The organism is Pseudomonas palleroniana, from assembly GCF_022836895.1.
Classification (GTDB): domain Bacteria; phylum Pseudomonadota; class Gammaproteobacteria; order Pseudomonadales; family Pseudomonadaceae; genus Aquipseudomonas; species Aquipseudomonas palleroniana.
The window spans coordinates 1,268,330-1,288,340 of record NZ_CP092411.1 but is presented as its reverse complement, the minus strand read 5'-3'; the positions used below and the strand labels follow the sequence as shown (position 1 = coordinate 1,288,340).

Below are 20,011 nucleotides of genomic sequence, written 5' to 3'. Positions count from 1 at the left end.
TAGAAACTACATAATTACCCCTGTTCACGTTTAATACGCAACTCGACGCCATACTTACGCAACTTTCGATAGAGGGTATTACGGCTGACCCCCAACTGCTCGGCGGCACGGGTCATCTGCCAGCGCTGTTGTTCCAGGACGCTGACCAACGCCAGGCGCTCGGCATCCTCCAGCATCGAGCGGGACGGCACATCCGCCACGCCTTGGCGCGTTGACGCCTGGCGAATCATGGCGGGCAAGTCATCCAGGCCGATCCATTCGTCATCGCACAACGCGACCAACGTGCGTAACACCGTACGCAACTGCCGCACATTGCCCGGCCAGGCGTACGCCAACAGTGCCTGGCGCGCTGCGGCGTGCAGCGAAACCGGCTGCCCGCTGGCTTCCTGCTCCAGCACAAACGCCAGCAACTGCTCTTTATCACTGCGCTCACGCACTGCGGGCAAAGAAACTTCCAGGCCGTTCAGTCGATAGTACAAGTCCTCTCGAAAGCTGCCTTCCTGCACGCGCTCAATCAGATTGCGGTGCGTGGCGCTGACAATTCTGACATTCACCGCCTGGGGCTCGCCGCCCAGGGGCACCACCATGCGATCTTCCAGCACCCTCAAGAGCCGCGATTGCAACGCGAGCGGCATGTCACCGATTTCATCGAGGAACAGCGTGCCCCCGTCGGCCTGTTGCAACTTGCCCTGCATGCCTTCCTTACGGGCACCAGTGAAGCTGCCGGCACGATAACCAAACAGTTCACTTTCAATCAGGCTTTCCGGGATGGCCGCACAGTTGAGGGCGATAAAGGCTTTATCGGCGCGCTGACTGGCCTGGTGCACGGCCTTGGCGAACGCTTCCTTGCCGGACCCGGTTTCACCGCTGACCAGCAACGGTACGTCGCGCTCGAAAACCCGCAGCGCCTTGCGAAAATCGTTTTGCAGGGCCGGATCGCCCAGGCAGATCCCCGGTTGGCGAGGCGGCTCGGTCTTCACCGCAGGAACCGGCATGGCGACCGGTACGCTGCGCGACTGCCCCCTCACAGCGGCGAACAACTGCCGGCCATCACGGGTGCGCAACGGCCAACTGGCCGTGGCATTGGCGCTGGCCCGCCCAAGCATCTGGTCCAGGGAACAGTCGAAATAGGCTTCCACCGGCTGCCCTAACAAGCCGCTGCGCCCCTGCCCCAGCAGGTTCAATGCGCTCTGATTGACCGCACAGATACGCCCGTCGCCATCGAACGCCACCAGCCCTTCGCTGAACAGCCCCACCGACTCGGCTTGCAGGTGAAAACGCAACAGCCAGTGATGTTCAAAATGCCGCAGGAAATAGCAGCTCTCGATCATCTTCGCCGACAGGTTCACCAGTGCCATGGTGTGGAACTGGCTCTGGCGCGACACCGCCTCCCGCGCAGATGACACATCCAGCACCGCGAGCAATTCACCTTGCGGGTCGAACACCGGGCTCGCCGAGCAGGTCAGCCCGGTATGACGGCCGCGAAAATGCTCGTCGCGGTGAATGGTCAGGGACTGGCGCTCCACCAGGCAGGTGCCGATGCCATTGGTGCCCTCACAGGCCTCGCTCCAATCCGCGCCGAGCCACAACCCGGCGCGCTCGAAAATCTTGCGCTCGGACGGCGCGGTCACACAGTTGAGGATCACCCCGCGTGCATCGGTGAGCAGCACGGCATGGCCGGCGCCCGATAATTGCTGGTGCAGGCTGTTCATCTCGCTGCCCGCAATGTGCAGCACTTGTTGCAGGCGCTCGCGGCTTTCCAGCAGGCGGCCGTGTTCAAGCACGGTGGGGGCGAGGGTCTGGGCGGGGTCGAGGTGATAGTCCTCCAGGCAGCGCAGCCAGGAGCGGGCGATGGACGGGTCGCTGCCCGGGCCCTGGGAAAGGTCTTGCCCACGGGTGACGGTCAAGACTTGCTGGGCATGGCGACTGAAATGATCATTGTGCATGTTCTTATTATTCTCCCTGCGTGAGAACAGCCAGCATCCCCCAGCCATCCGACCATTGCAATCCCGGGCAGACTCACCGGTCACAGGCTGTATCGCGTGTGGCACAAACTGTCACACCACCTGTACCAGGTACGCCACAGCAACGCCTTGCAACAAACCCTAACCCCTTGATTTGCCTGGCTCGCGCAGCAGTGGCCCAACCTTTGCTCTACGCTTTATCAAGCGCTTTGCGCTGCACTCCAATAAACATAAAAGCCAGGAGATACCCACCATGCGTTACGCACACCCCGGTACTGAAGGCGCGATCGTTTCGTTCAAGGCCAAGTACGGCAACTACATTGGTGGCGAATTCGTTGCGCCTGTCGAGGGCAACTATTTCACCAACACCTCGCCGGTCAACGGCAAGCCTATCGCCGAATTCCCCCGTTCCACTGCCAAAGACATCGACAAGGCGCTGGACGCCGCCCATGCCGCCGCCGACGCCTGGGGCAAGACCTCGGCCCAGGACCGCTCGCTGGTGCTGCTGAAAATCGCCGACCGCATCGAGCAGAACCTCGAACTGCTGGCCATCACCGAAACCTGGGACAACGGCAAGGCCGTGCGTGAAACCCTCAACGCCGACATCCCGCTGGCGGCCGACCACTTTCGCTACTTCGCCGGTTGCATCCGAGCCCAGGAAGGCACCAGCGCCGAAATCAACGAACACACCGCCGCTTACCACTTCCACGAACCCCTGGGCGTGGTCGGCCAGATCATCCCGTGGAACTTCCCGCTGCTGATGGCCGCGTGGAAACTCGCCCCGGCCCTGGCCGCCGGCAACTGCGTGGTGCTCAAGCCTGCCGAGCAAACCCCGCTGGGGATCAACGTGCTGCTGGAAGTGATCGGCGACCTGCTGCCGCCGGGCGTGCTGAACGTGGTGCACGGCTTCGGCAAAGAAGCCGGCGAAGCCCTGGCCACCAGCAAGCGCATCGCCAAGATCGCCTTTACCGGTTCCACGCCGGTGGGCTCGCACATCATGCATGCGGCGGCCACCAACATTATTCCGTCCACCGTTGAGCTGGGCGGCAAGTCGCCGAACATCTTCTTCGAAGACATCATGAAGGCCGAGCCTTCGTTTATCGAAAAAGCCGCCGAAGGCCTGGTGCTGGCGTTCTTCAACCAAGGTGAAGTGTGCACCTGCCCGTCGCGGGCGCTGGTGCAAGAGTCGATCTACGACGACTTCATGAAGGTGGTGATGAAGAAGATCGAACAGATCAAACGGGGCGACCCGCTGGACACCGACACCATGGTCGGCGCCCAGGCGTCCGAGCAGCAGTTCGACAAGATCCTGTCCTATCTGGATATCGCCAAGGGCGAAGGTGCGCAACTGCTGACCGGCGGTAAGGTCGAGCAGCTCAGCGGCGACATGGCCGGCGGCTATTACATCCAGCCGACCCTGCTCAAGGGCAATAACCAGATGCGCGTGTTCCAGGAAGAAATCTTCGGCCCAGTGGTGAGCATCACCACCTTCAAGGACGAAGCCGAAGCCCTGGCCATTGCCAACGACACCGAGTTCGGCCTGGGGGCCGGTGTATGGACCCGCGACATCAACCGCGCCTACCGCATGGGCCGGGCGATCAAGGCCGGTCGCGTGTGGACCAACTGCTACCACCTGTACCCGGCGCATGCCGCGTTTGGCGGTTACAAGAAATCCGGCGTGGGCCGGGAAACGCACAAGATGATGTTGGATCACTACCAGCAGACTAAAAACCTGCTGGTCAGTTACGACATTAATCCGTTGGGCTTTTTCTAACCCCGACAACCCGCCCTCTGTAGGAGCGAGCTTGCTCGCGAAGAACGTTAACGATTACGCGGGCAGCCTGGCTACCCGCGGCGCACTCAGGTTTTTCGCGAGCAAGCTCGCTCCTACATTACCCGGCGGCAACCTGTCGGGATCAAAACAATAAGAATGAAGGGTACTATCCCATGCCTAGCGAACCTACTGGATCTTCCGTCGACTTCGAAAAAGTCGACTCCGAATACTTCCAACAACGCGAACTGAAAAAAGGCGCCGCCGGCTGGGTGCTGCTGGTCGGCCTTGGCGTTGCCTATGTCATCTCCGGCGACTACGCCGGCTGGAACTTCGGCCTGGCCCAAGGTGGCTGGGGCGGCATGTTCCTGGCGACATTGCTGATGGCCACCATGTACCTGTGCATGTGTTTTTCCCTAGCCGAACTGTCCTCGATGATCCCCACCGCCGGCGGCGGCTACGGGTTTGCCCGCAGTGCCTTCGGCCCTTGGGGCGGGTTCCTCACGGGCACCGCCATCCTGATTGAATACGCCATTGCGCCCGCCGCCATCGCGGTGTTTATCGGGGCTTATTGCGAGTCGCTGTTCGGCATTGGCGGCTGGATGATTTACCTCGCGTTCTACATCATTTTTATCGGCATCCACATCTTCGGCGTGGGCGAAGCGCTGAAGCTGATGTTTGTGATCACCGCCATTGCGGCCATTGCCCTGGGGGTGTTCCTGGTGTCGATGGCGCCGCACTTCAACATCGCCAACCTGCTGGATATCCCAGTGACGCAAGCCAAGGGCGCCAGCACCTTCCTGCCCTTCGGCTACGTCGGGGTGTGGGCGGCTATCCCCTATGCGATCTGGTTTTTCCTCGCCGTAGAGGGCGTGCCCCTGGCCGCCGAAGAAACCAAGAACCCCAAGCGCGACCTGCCTCGGGGCCTGATCGGCGCCATTGTGGTGCTGACCAGTTTCGCCTTGCTGATTCTGGTCATTGCACCCGGCGGCGCGGGCACTTATGCGCTAATCAAGTCGGGTAACCCGCTGGTTGAAGCGCTGGCGCTGTCCTACGGCGGTTCGACCTGGATGGGCGGCTTCGTCAACCTGGTCGGCCTGGCCGGGCTGATCGCCAGCTTTTTCTCGATCATCTACGCGTATTCGCGGCAGATCTTCGCCCTGTCCCGCGCCGGTTACCTGCCGCGCAAACTGTCCCAGACCACCAAAAGCAAAGCACCGGTCTTTGCCTTGGTGATCCCCGGCATCATCGGCTTCGGCCTGTCGCTGACCGGCCAGGGTGATTTGCTGATTCTGGTGGCGGTGTTTGGCGCGACCATTTCCTACGTACTGATGATGGCCGCGCACATCACCTTGCGCATCCGCCGCCCCAAAATGGACCGTCCGTACCGCACACCGGGCGGGATCTTTACCTCGGGTGTCGCCCTGGTGCTGGCCTGCGTGGCCGTGGTGGCGGGCTTTCTGGTCGACCCTCGCGTCGTCATTGGCGCCGCGATCATCTATGGAGTATTAATTGCTTACTTTGCTTTCTACAGCCGGCATCACTTGGTAGCAGGCACGCCGGAAGAGGAATTCGCGGCGATCCAGGCCGCGGAAGCCGCCTTGCACTGAATGCCGTAAACCTCGGCGCGGGCGCCTTGCCCGTGCCGCCAAGGAGACACTGTATGGCAAGTTTTTCTCACGCGGTGGGTACACAAACCTACCGCTTTGACAGCCTCAAGGACGTGATGGCCAAGGCCAGCCCTGCACGCTCCGGGGACTTTCTTGCCGGCGTGGCCGCGCAGAACGACGGTGAACGGGTGGCCGCGCAGATGGCGTTGGCGAATATCCCGCTGAAGCACTTTCTGCAGGAAGCGCTGATCCCGTATGAAAGCGATGAAGTCACCCGGTTGATCATCGACACCCATGATCAACAGGCGTTTGCCGCCGTCAGCCACCTGACCGTCGGTGGCCTGCGCGATTGGCTGCTCAGCGAGGCCGCCGATGAACAATCCCTACGCGCCCTGGCGCCAGGGCTGACACCCGAAATGGCCGCCGCCGTATCGAAGATCATGCGCGTGCAGGACCTGGTGCTGGTGGCGCAGAAGATCCGCGTGGTCACAAAGTTTCGCGGCACCCTGGGCCTGCGCGGGCGCTTATCCACCCGCCTGCAACCCAACCACCCGACGGATGAACCGGCGGGCATCGCCGCGAGCATTCTCGATGGCCTGCTCTATGGCAATGGCGACGCCATGATCGGCATCAACCCGGCCACCGACAGCATCGCCTCGATCTGCGCCATGCTGGAAATGCTCGACGCGATCATCCAACGCTACGAAATCCCCACCCAAGCCTGCGTGCTCACCCATGTCACCACCTCCATCGAGGCGATCAACCGTGGCGTGCCGCTGGACCTGGTGTTTCAGTCGATTGCCGGTACCGAGGCGGCCAACGCCAGTTTCGGCATCAGCCTGAGCGTGCTGCAGGAAGGTTACGACGCCGGCCTGAGCCTGAACCGCGGCACGTTGGGCCAGAACCTGATGTATTTCGAAACCGGCCAGGGCAGTGCCTTGTCGGCCAACGCACACTTTGGCGTGGACCAGCAAACCTGCGAAACCCGTGCCTACGCCGTGGCGCGGCATTTCAAGCCATTTTTGGTCAACACAGTCGTAGGATTTATCGGCCCGGAGTACCTGTACAACGGCAAACAGATCATCCGCGCCGGCCTTGAAGATCACTTCTGCGGCAAATTGCTGGGCGTGCCGATGGGCTGCGACATCTGCTACACCAACCACGCCGAAGCCGACCAGGATGACATGGACACCCTGCTGACCCTGCTGGGTGTGGCCGGGATCAACTTCATCATGGGCATCCCGGGCTCCGACGACATCATGCTCAACTACCAGACCACCTCGTTCCACGATGCCTTGTACGCCCGCCAGACCCTGGGGCTGAAACCGGCACCGGAGTTTGAACAGTGGCTGGCGAAAATGGGCATCTTCACGCAAGCCGACGGCAAGGTGCACTTCGGCAACAGCCTGCCACCAGCGTTTCGCCACGCCTTGGCGCAATTGGGATGAAGGAGCCGCCTGTGCAACCCGTAGAACTCCCCGACAACCCCTGGTTGGAACTGCGCCGCCTGACGCCGGCGCGCATTGCGCTGGGCCGCACCGGCACCAGCATTCCCACCCAGGCGCAGCTGGATTTTCAATTCGCCCACGCCCAGGCGCGTGACGCGGTGCACTTGCCCTTCGACCACGCCGGCCTGAGCCGCCAACTGGCCGAACGTGGCCGTGACAGCCTGTTGCTGCACAGCGCCGCCGTCGACCGGCATATGTACCTGCAACGCCCGGACCTGGGGCGACGCCTGAGCGATGACTCGGCGCAACAGTTGCGCGACTACGCGAGCGCCCACCCTGGCGGGGTCGACCTGGCCGTGGTGGTCGCGGATGGTTTGTCGGCGCTGGCGGTGCATAAACACACGCTGCCATTTCTGACGCGCATGGAAGAACAGACCCACGCCGAAGGCTGGTCTTTATCTCCCGTCATTCTGGTGGAACAGGGCCGTGTGGCGGTGGCCGACGAAATCGGCCAATTGCTCGGCGCCAAGATGGTGGTGATCCTGATCGGCGAACGTCCAGGGCTAAGCTCGCCAGACAGCCTGGGGCTGTATTTCACCTACAACCCCAAGGTAGGCCTCACCGACGCTTACCGTAATTGCATCTCGAATGTGCGCCTGGAGGGGCTCAGTTACGGCATGGCGGCTCATCGCCTGCTTTACTTGATGAAAGAGGCGTGCCGCCGGCAACTGTCGGGCGTCAACCTCAAGGACGAGGCGCAGGTTCAGACCATCGAGTCGGATGATCCGGACCTGATGAAAGGGAATTTCCTGCTTAGCCCAGCGGATGACCGATAGCCGCATGATTGCGCTTTTTAGCGCCATTAGGCAGCATCGAGTCACGGCCGCTTGCGTGGTCATCCCCCCATTTGACGTCGAGGCCTGACATGCGGATTACTCAAGCGACCCTGGAACACCTGGACCTGCTGACGCCCCTGTTCGTCAAATACCGCGAATTCTACGGCGCATTGCCGTTCCCGGACTCCTCGCGAAACTTCCTGGAAAAGCGCCTGCGCCGGAAGGAGTCGGTGATCTATCTGGCCCTGGCGGATGACGACGACAAGAAACTGCTCGGGTTCTGCCAGCTGTACCCAAGCTTTTCGTCGTTGTCGCTCAAGCGCGTGTGGATTCTCAACGACATCTACGTCGCCGAAGACGCCCGCCGCCAACTGGTGGCGGACAACCTGATGCGCACGGCGAAGAAGATGGCCAAGGAAACCCAGGCGGTGCGGCTGCGAGTATCCACCAGCAGTGACAATAAGGTGGCGCAGAAGACCTACGAGTCGATCGGGTTTCGTGAAGACACCGAGTTCAAGAACTATGTATTGCCGATCAGTGAAGACTGACCGCAGAACACCCTCAATCACCTGTGGAAGGTGACCTGTGGGAGGGGGCTTGCTCCCGATAGCGCAGTGTCTATCGACACATTGATTGGCTGATCTACCGCTATCGGGAGCAAGCCCCCTCCCACATCTCCCGCACCTGAATTGATGTATAGCTTTGATAATCGCGACATCCCCCGCTACAAAACCAACACGCTTTTCACTTGCCGATCCGTATAATGCGGGCCTCTTTCGGTTGTAAGAATCACGACATAAGCTTGTAGCCCAACTTAACCGTAGCCCCCCCGCACTGGCCTGCTGAGCCGGGCCATTCACACAGGTGCCTTTCATGGATTTCAACCCGCTCGACCTTATCCTGCATCTCGACGTGTACCTCGACATGCTGGTGAAAAACTACGGTGTGTGGATCTACGCCATTTTGTTCCTGGTTATTTTTTGTGAAACCGGCCTGGTGGTCATGCCATTCCTGCCAGGGGATTCGCTGCTGTTCATCGCCGGCGCCGTCGCCGCAGGTGGCGGCATGGACCCGGTGTTGCTGGCCGGCCTGTTGATGTTGGCGGCGATCCTGGGGGACAGCACCAACTATGTGATCGGACGAACGGCGGGAGAACGCTTGTTCAGTAACCCGAACTCGAAGATCTTCCGCCGCGACTACCTGCAAAAGACTCACGATTTCTACGACAAGCACGGCGGCAAAACCGTGACCCTGGCGCGTTTCCTGCCGATCCTGCGCACCTTTGCACCGTTCGTCGCCGGTATCGCCAAGATGCCTTACCCACGCTTCTTCGGGTTCAGCGTGTTCGGCACCGTGATCTGGGTCGGAGGCCTGGTAACCTTGGGTTACTTCTTCGGCAACGTGCCCTTTATCAAGAAAAACCTGTCGTTGCTGGTGGTGTTCATCATTCTGTTGTCCCTGGTGCCGATGATCATCGGCGTGATCCGCAGCCGCTTCGGCAACGCTTCCTCCGAAGCCAAGCCCTGATCACCGATGTGGTCCCTCAGCGCCTGGCGTCGCCGGCGCCTGCTGGCCAAGCACCCGATTGCCGATGACACCTGGCAACGGGTGCGCCACCACCTGACCTTCCTCGACGGCATCAGCGCCGAGCAAGACCAGTGGCTGCGCGAAGCCTGCGTGGTGTTCCTCGCCGAAAAGCACCTCACCGCCCTGCCCGGCGTCGAACTGCATCAGGAACAACGCCTGCTGCTCGCCGCCCAGGCGCAACTGCCCTTGATGAACCTGGGAGACCTGGACTGGTACCAGGGCTTCCATGAAATCGTGCTGTACCCCGACGACTTCCTGAGCCCGCAGCGCCATCGCGATGCCAGCGGCGTCGAGCATGAATGGGACGGCGAACACAGCGGCGAGGCCTGGCAACAAGGCCCGGTGATCCTCGCCTGGCCCGGCGTCCTCGCCAGCGGCAACTGGGAAGGTTACAACCTGGTGATCCACGAACTGGCGCACAAACTCGACATGCTCAACGGCGACGCCAACGGCCTGCCGCCGCTGCATCACGATATGCGCGTGCAGGAATGGGCCAGCGTGATGCAAAGCGCGTTTGATGACCTCAATCGCCAGCTGGACGCCAACCCGGACGCCGAAACCGAGATCGACCCCTACGCCGCCGAAAACCCGGCGGAGTTCTTCGCCGTCACCAGCGAATATTTCTTCAGTGCCCCGGATTTACTGGTCAGCCATTATCCGCAGGTATACGCGCAACTCAGCCGTTTTTACCGCCAGGACCCGCTGGAACGCCTGGTCCGGCTGCAAGCCCATGACCCGCGCTACTCGCCGCACGGCGAATGAGCTTACGACGTCTGGCGCATGGCATCAGCGTCAGAATATGCCTATAATCGCCGCCACTTTTAGGTCAATCCGGCCAAGTTTCTTGGCCAATTAACGGGGGCAACGCCCAATGAGCTACAGCAAGATTCCGGCTGGCAAAGACCTGCCGAACGACATCTACGTCGCCATCGAGATTCCGGCCAACCACGCGCCGATCAAATACGAAATCGACAAAGACAGCGACTGCCTGTTCGTTGACCGTTTCATGGCCACCCCAATGTTCTACCCGGCCAACTACGGTTTCATCCCTAACACTCTGGCTGACGACGGTGACCCCCTCGACGTGCTGGTGGTAACCCCTTACCCGGTGACCCCAGGCTCGGTTATCCGTGCACGCCCGGTCGGCATCCTGAACATGACCGACGACGGCGGCGGCGATGCCAAAGTTATCGCAGTCCCCCACGACAAGCTGTCCCAGCTGTACGTGGACGTGAAGGAATACACCGACCTGCCACCACTGTTGCTGGAACAGATCAAGCACTTCTTCGAGAACTACAAAGACCTCGAAAAAGGCAAATGGGTGAAGATCGACGGTTGGGGCAACGCAGACGCCGCCCGCGCCGAGATCATGAAGTCGGTTGCCGCCTACAAAGGCTGATACCGGCTCTTCATTGCTTCGGCAATACAAAAAGCCCCGACTATTCGGGGCTTTTTTATGCATAAAATTAAACACCAAGTTCAACTAACAACTAACCCTGTTTAATACCTTGGAACTATAGAAAAATCCGGCTACAACCCAGTAAAAGCCTACAGGCGCAATTCAACGCATAGTTTATTTGATTAGTTTTTCCGGCCAGTAAACTCTGCGTTTATGAATACATCAGGTGATCGTTTAAAAGCGCTATTACGGGAAGTTCATCTTTCCGCCTCCGACTTCGCCAAGAACCGCGGCGTCACGCCTCAACACGTGAACAACTGGTTCAAGCGCGGCGTCCCCATGGGCCGACTCAACGAGATCGCAGAGCTGTTATGCGTCTCCAGCCGGTGGCTGAACACCGGCCTGGGCCCCAAACATCCACCGGCCAACTTCCTGTTGGACGGCCCCACTGCAAGGACTGCACTCACCCGCGAAGACAGCGGCAAATACCTCACAGGCCCGGCCTGCCCTGCGGAAAAACTCGACGTGGAGATCCCCCTCCACCCCACATTTACCTCAACCGAGCGCATCCGCGTCTCCCGGCACACCCTCGACCTCCTCACAGTGAACCCCGACCGCGCCTGTGGCGCCTACATGGTCGACAACAGCATGATCGAGATCATCCAACAAGGCGCCACCCTCGCCGTCGACCGTGGCCGCACCCAAATCATCGACGGCGAAATCTACGCCGTCTTGCACGACGGCATGCTACGCATCAAATACCTCTACAACCGCCCCGGCGGCGGCCTGCGCATGCGCAGCCACAACGCTGCCGAACACCCCGACGAATACCTCACCTACGAACAACGCTTCGAACAGAACTTTGAGATCGTGGGCTGGGTATTCTGGTGGTCCACCCTCAACAATCGCCGCCCACCCGTGCCGCTGGATGACCAGCTTTTGGGCTGGGAAGGCTCTAAATCGGAACCGGAGGTGGGCAATTGAGGTGAATGTGGGTATCATGCGCGGCACATTGGGCAGGGGAGGCTTTCAGCCACACACCCTGCCAGGCGAAGCGGAGGAGTTCCCGCGGACGCCCCTACTATTCAGCCAGACGCGATGTTGGCTGAGCGATTTGAAGGCTGCTGAGGTTTGTCAAAAACAAGCTGAGGCAGTCCCCGAGAAGCCGGCCACAAGCCGGCTTTTTAATGTCTTTTTGAAAGCCACCCTCATCTACTGAAAATCGCGAGAGCCTTGCTAGATCAAGGGTTTAAGCCTACTTTTATTCCCGTGACTTCCGTTTTCATCCATCGTCTTCCACAACCAAGTGGGGGATCAAGTGGGGGACCAGAGGGCCGAAAAGATGGGCAAGCTGACCGCAAAGTATGTCGAAAACGTGACCGAGCCAGGCACCTACGAAGACGGTGAAGGGCTGCGCCTTATCGTCAAAGCTACAGGGCGAAAAAACTGGGTGCTGCGGTTTCAGCTACACGGCAAACGACGGGAGATGGGATTGGGTGGCTACCCCCAGCTCGATCTAAAAATGGCCCGCGCGGCCGCCTATGAAAACAAAGCCCAGATCTTCAAAGGCACTGACCCACTCGCAAAACGACAGGCTGAACAAGCCGCTCAACGGGAAGCTGAACGCCGAGAACAGGCGCAGCTGATTACCTTTGAGAAATTGGCCACCGACTATCGAGATGTCCATGGTTCGAGCTGGTCGGAGAAATGGCGTAAGGGCTGGCTGCGGAAACTAGAGCTCTATGCCTTCCCTACAATAGGGAAGCTGTCAGCTGACCAGATCGAGACCAAACATCTGATCAAGGCCCTGCAGCCACTATGGTCAACCAAAACGCGGACGGCCGACGAAGTACGTGGGCAAATCGAACAAATCCTAGACGCCGCCGGAGCCCGAGGTCTCAGAACCGGAGAGAATCCTGCTCGTTGGCGCGGCCATCTGGAAAACCTGCTCAGCCGGCAAGAGAAGAAGAAAGCTCGCAAACGCCAGCATCATCCAGCGCTGAAATGGCAGGACCTGCCGAAGCTCATGGAAGCCTTACGCAAGGACTCCAACCACGTGTCTGTCGCGGCCCAGTTACTGATTCTAACCGGCGCTCGCTCGCATATGGTCCGATTCGCACGCTGGGATGAGTTTGACTTGAAGTCGGGTCGATGGTCCTTGCCTGATGAGCGCATGAAAACCCGGCAAGCGTTCGCGATCCCCTTGGCCCCAGAGGTGGTCTCACTTCTGAAGGGCCTTCCGAAAATCAACGCGAGAAGTCCCTACGTTTTCCCTGGCCACGGCCGAAGCGGCGTGATGCACGCTAATGGAATTCGCAATCTGCTACATGCACTGGGTTATGAGCACATCACTCGTCATGGTTTCCGCTCAACCTTTCGAGATTGGGCAGGTGAAAAGACTCATTTCCCGAGAGATATCTGCGAGCTCGCGCTGGCCCACGACGAGCGCGGGGAAACCGAAAGCGCATACTCTCGATCAGACTTTTTTGATAAGCGACGGGAGCTGATGCACGCGTGGGCCATCTACGCTACATCCACACCTGAACACGCGGATGAGGCCCTACGCGATACATCGGGGGAATGATGAGGCTGCGACCGCTGAATGCATCGGACTTTGGGGCGCATCTATCAAGGAGACAATCCCGCAACTGCGGCGAAATCAACATCGGTGTAGGACCACGAGATCTATGGTTATCGACTTTAAAAAGCCAGGTCCCTTTAAGCAGGGATGCGTAGCCTCCCTGCTTAAAGGGACCTCACTTAAAAAATCTAAAGCCCACGCAACTGTCTGTGGAAAATCACTGATTTCCACCGGTGGATAATTTCATCCACCGCCGCAGAACTCCCGAAAATTCGAGCCTTGACCCGAATTATCCACAGGCGTAGAAAAGATCTGGCAAAGTGCTGTCGTTGACAGCAACCCAGGTAGCCAGAACCTTTAAGGCTACGCCACACCGTGGTGGCTCTCCCAAAGTGCGATTAGCGTCCGGCGGCTCGCACGCTCACAGCGATGTGATGGATGCCGACTTTTATCAGTGTGCCCACTGCGGCAACTCATCCCCTTTCATAGCTGCCCTGCAGCAACCTATCCGCTTGACCATTTCATGCGCCAACCTGCGCCCGTCTCTTTCTTCCGGAAAGAGACGGGCGCTCGTTCCGCTGCTGCAGCCCAACTCGTACAAGGCTTTGCGACATTCCCCCTCGTGACAATCGGCGTGACAAACACCGAAGTCACCAGCAACAGCGATGCAGATGATGGTGCCGCAGCCCACGGGATGGACTGCACCTGACTGACAGTCGGGCATGCCCCGGTCAATGCTTCATTGCCTTCACCCGACTCAGGATCTCGCGGCGTTGGTCTCGTCAGCCAATGCAGCCTTCACCCGCCCACTTCCTCGGAAGTGCTCAGGAGGCCAGATCATGAGATGCCCAAGCTCCCGGTAGTAAAGAGCCGTCAGTCCCGCGTTAGTGGACAACCCTCACAGGCCGCAGGGGCCTTGATCCCTGATAACACTCAACATTCTGGGCGGGATGACGTGAGGAAAGCTTCAAGGGTTTGGTTTCGAGTGCAGTTCGATCATGGCACTGGTAGGTAAACGGGATGGGCGGAACTTTGGCTACGGCAGGCAACTTGGTTATTCCCACCACAAGCGTTGCGGGACATGTTTGGCGGCGGCCATTACGGCACGGTCAAAGCGCACAGTGATCGCCAGCAGGCGTTTGTGCGCTGGTGTCGGTCGGAGGATGGAGCAGGGTTTAACGATGCGCGACAAATTGATCAGCAGACCTTGTTGGACTACGCCGGACATCTGCGCCAACAAATTGAACAAGGTGAGCTGGCCATCGCCTCTGCGCAGAACGCCTGAGCAGCGTCAACCGCACCCTTGCTGTGCTGCGTGATGATCAGTACGTCAGGATCGCTAGTCCGAGGCAGGCGTTAGGACTGCAGCACTCGACGGTACGCACCCGCGCGCTGGATGGCCAAGACCGCCAACTGGTGCGGCGAGTGGTGGAGGGACTTGTCAAACAACAAACGACTGGGTGACCGCGATTGTCCTGTTGACCCGAGCAACCAGAATTCGCCTGCGCGTAGCGATCCTGGCTGACCTGCCACGATTACTACGCGAAGCCGAACACTTAGGCATCATCAACATACAAGACGGCACCAAAGGCGGCCGCTCAGGGGCTTCAGCGCCGCGATGGGTCGTGGCAAATGAAGAGGTGAAGGGGCACTGATGTTTGTTCGTAATGCGTCGCCGACCGCCGGCCGCTACTTGCTGGGCCGAGACGAAAGCTACGCTGCGGTCCTGCACCAGACCGTGCTCCCCGCCCGAGGAATACTGCATGACCAAGGACTGAAGGGCTTTCATGAACTGTGGGCGGCCTACGCCTGCGAGCGTTACGAGCAGCTGACTGGTCACACCGCCACAGCACAAATACTTAACATTACACTAAAAATTATTTAGTCATCCCAAGGACAGCCTTGACACTATCTATTCGCTTCTTTGGAAATATCCAGCCCTTTAACGAACCATTCCATTTACCACCAAGCTCGACAAACTTGTCCTTATAAGAGGTTGTATTTCCTTTTACCAAAATTGCTTTTTCACTGTAATCGATAATTACTGGAGCAACGGTGAAATCGCCGACCGAAGTCGGTGTTACCTTAGGTAGCTCGACAACATTTGAACCTGCATTAGTACGCGGCGGTGGAATATCGCTCTCCTCAAATTGCCCAATAATGAGAGACAAGTGATCTTTAATTTTCGCATTAAGTTCATCAACGGATGCATAATCACCAATCAGTCCGTTTCTCATACACTCCTCTTTGAACTCGCAAAGCTCCTCGAACTGCTTTGCATTTTTTTTGTATTCATTCGGAGTCATAGGCTTGTTTGAAAAATAAACAATGACAGGTTTGCCCATTTGCATAAAAGTCTGAATTTCTTCGACCGTACCACTCTTGGCCTCTCCAGTCGGGCTACCTAGCCTTAAGCCAAATATCGCGATAAGGATATCTGACCCTATGACTATTTGTTTATTTATAAGCTCCTGAGGACGCCCTCCCATAATTGGGACAGTATCCGTCTCCCACTTGGTAGGTAAAAACACTGTTTTCTTATCAAATGAGTTTTTAACATTCCACTCATTTAGTGCCAATGGAATGGCTTTACGCTCTTCAGCAACATCGGATGGAGAACCAATCAACACTCTGTAAACTTTTGCGGGAAATGACATTTCTGACTCCAAAGACAAGTTTAAAACTTTATTTTCTAAGAAAATTTTCATCAGCAAAAAAAACACTCACTGAAGTCCCTCTTACTGCGTAACTCTCTCACCCACTGATCAGGCTCTAAAACACCCACAACACTTAATTAACTCAATATCGCTTTTCGCAAATAACTATACAGAAACAAAAACCTTTAAATCAACATCATTACTATTTGCTGTGGATATCCAACTCTGGATTAGCTGATAGGCTTGGAGCGATTCCTGACTACCATTGTGACCTTTATTCAACTGGTTCTCAAAATGGGTAGCCGAAAAGCTATTTGCGGAAACTATCCAAACTTCTTTTTGCACACGACTTGATCTGCGCCGTTGAGCCACAATTTCCCAAGCCTGCTCAACTGCTCGCTCACGAGCTTCTTGATTAGGAGCTGAAAAGCGCACACCACGTAGAAGCCTGATCCGTTCCGTCATTTGTTGTGGAGCATTTCGCGTCGGCCAACTTGATGCCAAAATATTCCAGTTAGCAGCTTTGAGGTTTTTGTTACGAGTTATCAGCATTTCAATGTTCTTGATAGCCTGCCCTCCCACCTCTGCTAATGCACCGGCTGAGGAGTGAGGCTTTACTTTGGCGCTGCCGCACTTAACGTGAACGTAAATAAGTTTACTTACCGATGAAAGTATAAAATCTGCTGGCTCGGTATCCATATCCGTACAAAAAACAAGATCGACATCCGGAATATACTTATGAAAAGGGCCAAGCTGGGATCGAGTTGGATTGGGTTGTGAATTGTCTTTTAGCTTATCAAGCAAATGAAACAAAGAACCCTCATTAAACTCTTCATTGACTACTTGAATAACTTTTTTCTCATCCTTATTGAGCTCCACATAACCTTTCTCATCAAGCAATGGACTGAGTAACTCCGGCAACCCAATGACTATATTTTCAAGACTTGAGCTCGCAATTCGAAAATCACCTTCAACTGGAAGTTTTAGCTCGTAGAACTTCCCTTGGGAATAACTAACCCCATCCTCTAGAAGAATTTTATGTAAGTGCTCAAAGAGAAATGGGAAAAGGTCTACATATTGCTCGCCGTCTCCGTATACATCGCACAAAAAATTGCTTTCTGATTCAAAGATCACGAATGGACTTTGATCACAAAGTGAAATATTTATTTTTAGCTTTGGAGAATTTGGATCTAAAATCACTCCACCGCCATTCTCTAGGTACACAAAACTATTATCTATAGCAGCTTTGTGCCCATCAATGAGGATTTGTACGGGCTGAGGCAAATCGCTAAAATCAAATATTACACTTTCAATTTTCAGGTTAAGATCAACGGGAATAGGCTTCGCAAATGAATGCAAGAGATTACTACTTATAATCTTATCGACAGAAATGGTCGCTTCCATATTTTGCAGCCATTGATCTAGCTCATCCAACATATATTGACCATCTTTTTGATCGGATATTCTTCCAGAATCGATACCTATATAGTAGCTGCTCTGTTTTGCGCCTAAATGATCAAGATTGTCACACTTCAAAGTCGCGACACGATAGGAGGAATTCCGCTGAAGATCAACTATATTTTCAAGATTGCGGCCTTTCATCGAAACACTTTCTGGCCGTTTAGTGGTCGTTCCAACTGACCTACTACTTGCTTCCTTAGTTACGGCCGAAGCCCCTAGAGCCATTACATTTAATAGTTTATCTTGTCCGATGGGGCTTCCTATGCACATTTCCGCATCATAGTTAAATCTGCGTCCTCTACTGTCATAGATAGCAACGACGTTTGGTTGAAGTTTCTTCAGGAAAGTAACCTCTAATGACGGCTCAAAGAAAAACTCATCTTTTAAAAACCTAGATCTATTAAAGGCTATTGAAACAACTATATTTATACCACCTGCAACCTCAAAGTGCTTAGCTAACTCCCCCGCTTGGTTGCTTCGCCAGTACAGAAGATCGGTCGCAGCTTGAATATCAAAATTATCGAGAGTATTAAGAAAGCAGATAGATGCGGTTGGTATTATCAATGAGCTTTCAGGATTGAAAGAATTTATATCAAATTTTTTTAGAAACCTATTACCGTAATAACTAGCATCAGGAAACGAATTAAGATATATCTCGATCAGCTTATTTACATCTAAAGATGATATAAATTTACGTGCCGCTGCGGGTGTGCTTAGTGACTTATCAAAGTACCTATAGTTACCCCACATCCTTTCGTTAGCGTTTACATTACATTCAATCACTATCGGATTAATACCCTGATAAAGTCTTACGATTCGCCCAACTGTTTGTACTAGTTCACGTCCTGAATTTACTGCATAGGTGAGAATCAGCAGCTTTGCCTGAGGAATATCAACCCCTTCATCGAGTTTACGCTGATGTATTATTACTTGATATTCAGAGTCGCGAAGATTTGCAGGCACATCAACCTTTACATTCTGCCTTGGGTCGCGAACATACTGCTCATGCACCGCTAGAATGGAGAACTTTTCATTCAAAAGTTTATAATAGTACTCGATATCTCCGAATTCTTTACACTTCACTATACATTTCGCGCTAGGATAGTCTTGTAAGAACATCGTTATGCTTTTAATTAACTCGTCACCTTCTGCCAAGCAGAAGACGGGCTCCATCAATATTTTTTTTTCCAGCGCCTCTTCAAATGTATAGATGTAACTGGAGCTATCATCAACGTCAAACTGGAACAAGTCATTCCGATACGGAGTAGCTGTAATTACAATCTTATGTGCTCCAGCGTCACGAACTAGACCTTTCCAGATTGGAGAGGGTTCGGAGTGACCTTCATCCACTATAATCAAGTCAATTTCTTTCTTAATCCTGGCAAGCTGCTCGGGCGTAAAACTTACGAGCTTTTGAAAAGTTGATACATAAACTCCAGGAGCGCTTGTATCATTGACATCTTCGTAAACCTCTTTCTTAGCCCCTTCATAACCCGGAACTAGCGCCTCAAAAAAACCCCCACTAATTTCTTTTATCAACTGGTCGCATACAGCTCTGCGATGACATAAAACCAATACTCTAGGTTGCGGTGATGTATGTGCCACTACAGCTATTACACCAGACTTTCCGGCTCCGGTTGGCAAGCTGATTAGGCAAGATTTTGAGCCTAGCGTCTCCACCGGTCTCTTAATATAGGTGAGAGCTGTCTCTACACTTCGCTTTTGACATTCCCTCAATTCGCTCCACAATTCCGCATTCAGTGGAAAGCCACAAATTTTAATGCTCACATATACCTCCCTGTACGTTAAAACTTATATTTTACAAAGGCAGATTTCTGCTTTTATGAAATTAATTTTCTAAGCATGCCAAGGATAGCATAATGCCACCTTCGATGAGAGCGGCCACTTGTAAACTGCGCATCTTATTCGTGCTCTGCTCTGAGTGGCGTGAGCTCTTTTGAAAACAGTCGTTGATAATTTCGGCGGCAAAAAAATACCCGTCTGAATTTTAAATTTTCACTTGATCTTGACGTAGAGAAAAACGGGCTCAAATTTCACTTAGCAGTGTTGAACACGGGCGCTCTTCAAACTCACTGTGGCGAGAGCCAGACTGCTCGGGTCTTACCAACCGCACCGGTCGATTGCGGCCTGTCGCCGTTAGTCATTTCAAGCAAAATCCTCGTAGCAAACGAACGAGTCGAGGAAAATCAGCGAAAAATCTGCCACAAAAAAGGAAAGCTCTTACAATCTCGATCTGGATTTCTGAACCAGCTGTTCGGCCACCTTAACTGCTGGCACCAAGAGGCGAGTCTGTGAGCAAGGTAGATGGAACACCCGAGCAGTTGGTCGACGTGAAAAATCTTGAAACATCGCTGCAACGCTTTGCGGATGATCGCGACTGGCAGCAGTTTCACTCACCCAAGAACCTCCTCATGGCACTCACAGGTGAGGTAGGCGAACTCTGCGAAATTTTCCAATGGATGAGCGAGGCCGATTCAACGGGTGCAGCCAAGCGTCCCGAAACCGCTCAAGCCGTGAAGGACGAACTGGCTGACGTGCTCATGTACTTGGTCCGCTTGGCAAGTGTGCTGGGCGTCGATCTCAACGAAGCGGTGACAAGCAAACTCGCCCTGAATGGGCAGAAATACCCTGTCGACAAAGCTAAAAGCACCAGCAAAAAGTACGACCAACTCTGAC

At 55.4% G+C, this 20,011-nt stretch carries 14 protein-coding genes and 2 pseudogenes; 13 read left to right on the top strand and 3 right to left on the bottom strand.

Features of this window, described 5'->3' with window-relative positions; translation table 11 throughout:
* Positions 1-14: 14 nt before the first annotated feature.
* Complete coding sequence (locus MJP36_RS05815; RefSeq protein ID WP_244385024.1) at positions 15-1,946, bottom strand: sigma-54-dependent Fis family transcriptional regulator; 1,932 nt, start codon at positions 1,944-1,946, stop codon at positions 15-17.
* A gap of 271 nt (positions 1,947-2,217) precedes the next feature.
* Between MJP36_RS05815 and exaC the strand changes: the two genes are divergently transcribed.
* From exaC to MJP36_RS05755, 12 genes and pseudogenes are all read left to right on the top strand, one after another.
* Positions 2,218-3,738: an acetaldehyde dehydrogenase ExaC gene (gene exaC / locus MJP36_RS05810; protein WP_104996070.1), complete on the top strand. Its 1,521-nt coding sequence runs from the start codon at positions 2,218-2,220 to the stop codon at positions 3,736-3,738.
* A 31-nt stretch (positions 3,739-3,769) separates the two neighbouring features.
* Positions 3,770-3,859: pseudogene (locus MJP36_RS05805) on the top strand (outer membrane lipoprotein carrier protein LolA); the annotation flags it as partial.
* Between the two features lie 52 nt (positions 3,860-3,911).
* Entirely contained in the window at positions 3,912-5,345 is a 1,434-nt protein-coding gene (gene eat, locus MJP36_RS05800; RefSeq protein WP_244385023.1) for an ethanolamine permease, read from the top strand.
* A 53-nt stretch (positions 5,346-5,398) separates the two neighbouring features.
* Positions 5,399-6,793 carry an ethanolamine ammonia-lyase subunit EutB gene (locus MJP36_RS05795; protein WP_161548436.1) on the top strand — a complete coding sequence of 465 codons (1,395 nt, stop codon included), beginning with the start codon at positions 5,399-5,401 and terminating at the stop codon, positions 6,791-6,793.
* The gene (eutC, locus tag MJP36_RS05790) at positions 6,790-7,629 is read left to right on the top strand and encodes an ethanolamine ammonia-lyase subunit EutC (protein ID WP_104996073.1); all 840 of its coding nucleotides are present in this window, start codon (positions 6,790-6,792) and stop codon (positions 7,627-7,629) included. The genes MJP36_RS05795 and eutC overlap by 4 nt, the downstream gene beginning before the upstream one ends.
* An 89-nt stretch (positions 7,630-7,718) precedes the next feature.
* Positions 7,719-8,177, top strand: a complete 459-nt coding sequence (locus tag MJP36_RS05785) for a GNAT family N-acetyltransferase (protein WP_060754748.1) — start codon at positions 7,719-7,721, stop codon at positions 8,175-8,177.
* A gap of 325 nt (positions 8,178-8,502) precedes the next feature.
* Positions 8,503-9,156 carry a DedA family protein gene (locus MJP36_RS05780; RefSeq protein ID WP_060754749.1) on the top strand — a complete coding sequence of 218 codons (654 nt, stop codon included), beginning with the start codon at positions 8,503-8,505 and terminating at the stop codon, positions 9,154-9,156.
* Positions 9,157-9,162: 6 nt separating this feature from the next.
* On the top strand, positions 9,163-9,978 hold the full coding sequence (locus MJP36_RS05775) for a M90 family metallopeptidase (protein WP_060754750.1): 816 nt from the start codon (positions 9,163-9,165) through the stop codon (positions 9,976-9,978).
* 109 nt (positions 9,979-10,087) lie between these two features.
* Entirely contained in the window at positions 10,088-10,615 is a 528-nt protein-coding gene (ppa, locus tag MJP36_RS05770) for an inorganic diphosphatase (RefSeq protein ID WP_003176323.1), read from the top strand.
* A 213-nt stretch (positions 10,616-10,828) separates the two neighbouring features.
* Positions 10,829-11,599 carry a LexA family transcriptional regulator gene (locus tag MJP36_RS05765; RefSeq protein ID WP_244385022.1) on the top strand — a complete coding sequence of 257 codons (771 nt, stop codon included), beginning with the start codon at positions 10,829-10,831 and terminating at the stop codon, positions 11,597-11,599.
* A gap of 358 nt (positions 11,600-11,957) precedes the next feature.
* A complete protein-coding gene (locus MJP36_RS05760) occupies positions 11,958-13,199 on the top strand; it encodes a tyrosine-type recombinase/integrase (protein ID WP_110969120.1) in 1,242 nt (413 codons plus the stop codon).
* Positions 13,200-14,194: 995 nt separating this feature from the next.
* Positions 14,195-15,042, top strand: a pseudogene (locus MJP36_RS05755) (integrase domain-containing protein); the annotation flags it as partial.
* A 31-nt stretch (positions 15,043-15,073) separates the two neighbouring features.
* Here the strand turns inward: MJP36_RS05755 and MJP36_RS05750 are convergent.
* The gene (locus MJP36_RS05750) at positions 15,074-15,919 is read right to left on the bottom strand and encodes a DUF4062 domain-containing protein (protein ID WP_244385021.1); all 846 of its coding nucleotides are present in this window, start codon (positions 15,917-15,919) and stop codon (positions 15,074-15,076) included.
* Between the two features lie 99 nt (positions 15,920-16,018).
* Positions 16,019-19,102 (bottom strand): DEAD/DEAH box helicase, encoded by a 3,084-nt coding sequence (locus tag MJP36_RS05745; protein ID WP_244385020.1) that lies wholly within the window; start codon positions 19,100-19,102, stop codon positions 16,019-16,021.
* 524 nt (positions 19,103-19,626) lie between these two features.
* Here MJP36_RS05745 and MJP36_RS05740 point away from each other — a divergent pair.
* Entirely contained in the window at positions 19,627-20,010 is a 384-nt protein-coding gene (locus MJP36_RS05740) for a nucleotide pyrophosphohydrolase (protein WP_110969066.1), read from the top strand.
* The last annotated feature ends 1 nt before the right edge of the window (position 20,011 follow it).

What these genes read in the sequence shown, in the direction of transcription:
- MJP36_RS05815 (WP_244385024.1), bottom strand. Translation starts at nt 1,946, where the DNA reads ATGCACAATGATCATTTCAGTCGCCATGCCCAGCAAGTCTTGACCGTC.
- exaC (WP_104996070.1), top strand. Translation starts at nt 2,218, where the DNA reads ATGCGTTACGCACACCCCGGTACTGAAGGCGCGATCGTTTCGTTCAAG.
- eat (WP_244385023.1), top strand. Translation starts at nt 3,912, where the DNA reads ATGCCTAGCGAACCTACTGGATCTTCCGTCGACTTCGAAAAAGTCGAC.
- MJP36_RS05795 (WP_161548436.1), top strand. Translation starts at nt 5,399, where the DNA reads ATGGCAAGTTTTTCTCACGCGGTGGGTACACAAACCTACCGCTTTGAC.
- eutC (WP_104996073.1), top strand. Translation starts at nt 6,790, where the DNA reads ATGAAGGAGCCGCCTGTGCAACCCGTAGAACTCCCCGACAACCCCTGG.
- MJP36_RS05785 (WP_060754748.1), top strand. Translation starts at nt 7,719, where the DNA reads ATGCGGATTACTCAAGCGACCCTGGAACACCTGGACCTGCTGACGCCC.
- MJP36_RS05780 (WP_060754749.1), top strand. Translation starts at nt 8,503, where the DNA reads ATGGATTTCAACCCGCTCGACCTTATCCTGCATCTCGACGTGTACCTC.
- MJP36_RS05775 (WP_060754750.1), top strand. Translation starts at nt 9,163, where the DNA reads ATGTGGTCCCTCAGCGCCTGGCGTCGCCGGCGCCTGCTGGCCAAGCAC.
- ppa (WP_003176323.1), top strand. Translation starts at nt 10,088, where the DNA reads ATGAGCTACAGCAAGATTCCGGCTGGCAAAGACCTGCCGAACGACATC.
- MJP36_RS05765 (WP_244385022.1), top strand. Translation starts at nt 10,829, where the DNA reads ATGAATACATCAGGTGATCGTTTAAAAGCGCTATTACGGGAAGTTCAT.
- MJP36_RS05760 (WP_110969120.1), top strand. Translation starts at nt 11,958, where the DNA reads ATGGGCAAGCTGACCGCAAAGTATGTCGAAAACGTGACCGAGCCAGGC.